Origin of the sequence: Luteibacter sp. NPDC031894 (genome assembly GCF_050273135.1) — a bacterium.
In the GTDB taxonomy this organism is placed as follows: domain Bacteria; phylum Pseudomonadota; class Gammaproteobacteria; order Xanthomonadales; family Rhodanobacteraceae; genus Luteibacter.
The window spans coordinates 243026-243268 of the sequence record NZ_JBNNMV010000006.1 but is presented as its reverse complement, the minus strand read 5'-3'; the positions used below and the strand labels follow the sequence as shown (position 1 = coordinate 243268).

At 64.6% G+C, this 243-nt stretch carries 1 protein-coding gene; it reads right to left on the bottom strand.

What is annotated here, in order from left to right; genetic code table 11:
- Nucleotides 1-228, bottom strand: a 228-nt coding sequence (locus ACQKIE_RS16245) for a pentapeptide repeat-containing protein (RefSeq protein WP_427460996.1), incomplete at its 3' end; no start/stop codon positions are given.
- Nucleotides 229-243: the final 15 nt, after the last annotated feature.

Here is a 243-nt window from a genome sequence, read left to right as displayed (position 1 = left end):
GCCTTGGCGAAGCTTCTTCCAGCCTATGAGGTCGCCCTCGGGAAGAATGCGAGTGCGAGCGACGGTTAGTTCTGCGTCCTTCGCACCAGACAGGTCCGCCCGGGACAGGTACGCACCAGACAGGTCCGCACCGGACAGGTTCGCACCAGACAGGTACGCACCAGACAGGTCCGCCCGGGACAGGTACGCACCAGACAGGTCCGCACCGGACAGGTTCGCACCAGACAGGTACGCACCAGACCG